The sequence below is a fragment of the Nonomuraea zeae genome, assembly GCF_005889725.1.
In the GTDB taxonomy this organism is placed as follows: Bacteria; Actinomycetota; Actinomycetes; order Streptosporangiales; family Streptosporangiaceae; genus Nonomuraea; species Nonomuraea zeae.
The window spans coordinates 1-2,485 of the sequence record NZ_VCKX01000601.1; the positions used below are offsets into that span (position 1 = coordinate 1).

At 72.2% G+C, this 2,485-nt stretch carries 3 protein-coding genes; 1 reads left to right on the forward strand and 2 read right to left on the reverse strand.

The window, feature by feature from the left end:
- Positions 1-189 precede the first annotated feature (189 nt).
- Together ETD85_RS61620 and ETD85_RS61625 are read right to left on the reverse strand one after the other, a co-directional pair.
- On the reverse strand, positions 190-837 hold the full coding sequence (locus tag ETD85_RS61620; protein ID WP_138698990.1) for a TIGR04282 family arsenosugar biosynthesis glycosyltransferase: 648 nt from the start codon (positions 835-837) through the stop codon (positions 190-192).
- A 104-nt stretch (positions 838-941) separates the two neighbouring features.
- Entirely contained in the window at positions 942-1,409 is a 468-nt protein-coding gene (locus tag ETD85_RS61625; protein ID WP_138698991.1) for a Dps family protein, read from the reverse strand.
- A 117-nt stretch (positions 1,410-1,526) separates the two neighbouring features.
- Between ETD85_RS61625 and ETD85_RS61630 the strand changes: the two genes are divergently transcribed.
- The coding region (locus ETD85_RS61630; protein WP_138698992.1) for a MerR family transcriptional regulator at positions 1,527-2,485 on the forward strand (959 nt) is incomplete at its 3' end.

Sequence of the window (2,485 nt, forward strand, 5' to 3'; positions counted from 1 at the left end):
CCCCCGCACCCGCCTGGATTCGGGCCGCGGCGGGTCGGATGCGCACGGCCCGATCACCACCCCTCGGAGTCCGCGCCGCATCGAGACGCGCGTGCACGGCCCGATCCCCACCCCTCGGAGTGGTCCGGGCCGCGCCGAGACGCGCGTGCACGGACAAGCCCCGGCGCCAACGGGGGCGTGACCGCCCGCTCACCTTGCCGCTCCCGCGCCGAGCCGGGACAGAGCTGCGGCGAAGCGGGTGTGGGGAGCCTGGCCGGCGACCTCGCGGGCGCTTGCCTCGTCGTCCACGTCCGTGAGGCGCGGCAGCATCGCGACCGACAGCCCGCGCAGGCGGCGCAACTGGGCGGCGCCGGTGCCGGGTGTGGACATGGGCACGCCGAGCAGGCGGGCCGGGTCGGGGCGGCGCAGCCCGAGCAGCCAGAAGCCGCCGTCGGTGGCGGGGCCGAACACCGCGTCGTGATCGTCCAGCGCCACCGTGGCCTCCGCCAGGAGGGCGGGGGTGAGCTGGGGGCTGTCCATGCCGACGAGCACGACGGGCGCGCGGCGCCGCGCGTAGGCGTCCTGGAAGGCCCAGGCCAGGCGTTCGTCCAGGCCGTCCCCGCGCTGGCCGATCAGCTCGAACGGGCGGCCGGCGGTCAGGTCGGGACCGGCCACCTCGTCGAGGGCCAGCAGGCGGGCGGCCGCAGGGGTGGCGGCGACGGCGTCCAAGGTGTCGTCCAGCGCGCACGCGGCCAGCGCCGCGGCCTCCTCCGGGGTGTACGGCGGGGTCAGCCGGGTCTTCACGCGCCCGGGCCTGGGCCGCTTGGCGAGCACGACGATCTGCGTGCGGTCAGTCATACTCCGGGACGCTAGATCGGCAAGAGATGATCAGCTCTTACGTGGCGCTTACGGCATGCGAGAGCCCGGGTACGGTACGTCGTACCCGGGCTCGGGCTGGTTCGTCAGCGCTGGGCCTGGAACATCCAGTGCTGCTTGTCGATCTCCTGCGCCACGGCGATCAACAGGTCCTGCGTGACCGGGTCGGCGTCGTCGGTGGCGCGGATGCGCTCGTACATCCGCTTGCTGATGCCGTCCAGCGTGTCGGTGATCCTCGCCACGACCTTGCCGTCCTCCAGCCAGCCGCCCTCGGGCTGAGGAAGCTTGGTGGACTTGGAGACCGTCGCCACGCGGCCGTCCGGGTTGGCGCCGATGGCGACGGCACGTTCCGCGATGGTGTCCATGTGGGCCCGCGCCAGGTCGGTGAGCTCGTCGAGCTGCAAGTGGATCGGGCGGAAGTGCGCGCCTACGAGATTCCAGTGCGCCTGCTTGGCGACCAGTGAGAGATCGATCAAATCAACCAGGGCACCCTGGAGGGCGTCCACGACGGTGTCCTTGGCATCGCCCGAGAGTGGTCCGGTGATCGTAGCCATGTTGATAATTCCTCCCCGTCGGTCGGACTTTTCACCATTTACAACGACATTCGGGACGTACTTCTTCCAATCGCTGCGTCATTGACAGTGCAATAGTGACAGTGTCATTGTGGAGGTATGAACGACACCTGGACCATCGGCGAGCTGGCCGAGCACGCGGCGCGGGCGCTGCGCGCCGACGCGCCCGCGCCGGTCAACGGCCGGGTCCGCGACGTGCCCGGAGAGCGGCTGATCAGGTGGTATACGACCATCGGACTGGTGGATCCGCCCCTGACCAGGCGCGGCAGGATCGCGCGGTACGGGCGGCGGCACCTGCTGCAGCTGGTCGCCGTCAAACGCCTCCAGGCGGCGGGGCACTCGATCGCGCAGATCCAGGTCGCGCTGACAGGGGCGACCAACCGCATGCTGGAAGCAGCCGCCGGGCTGACGGATGCCCCGCCGATCGCCGGCGCTTCATCGGCCGGCGGCTCTCCGACGGGCAGTGACGTGGCGGCCGGCATGCAGCGGGACGAATCGCTGACCGGCGGCCCCGCGGCACACGACTTCCCCGCGGACGGCCACGTGAGGCGCGGCTCCAAGGTGCCGGGCTCTCCTGCGGGCGATTCCAAGGCGATGGGTTCCCCTGCGGGCAGCTCCCCTGCGGACTCCCCGGTGGCGGGTGGCGCGGGCCCGGTTGGGGCGTCGGTGGGCGACCCGCTTTCGCCAGAGGCGTCCGGTTCACCAGAGGCGTCCGGCGGGTCCGCGTCGGGCCCCGGAGCGGAAGGCGGGACCGGGGACGAGGCGGTGCGCGGGAGGTTCTGGGCAGAACGGCCCGGTCGCGGCGTGGCCGCGCGGCAGGATGGCGGAGTTTCCGAGCGATCGGATGACGCCAGGGACGAACGGACGAATGGCGACGGATCTGAGCGGCCCGGGGGCAGCGGACCTGAGCGGCCGAGTGGCGACGGAGCCGGGCGGACGGATGGCGACGGAGTTGATCGGCTGGCGGGTGGCTACGGCCGACGGGCAAGCGACGGTTCTGGCGATCCGGCTGTGTCCGGGCGAGACCTGGCCGTTTCCGGGCGAGACCTGGCCGTTTC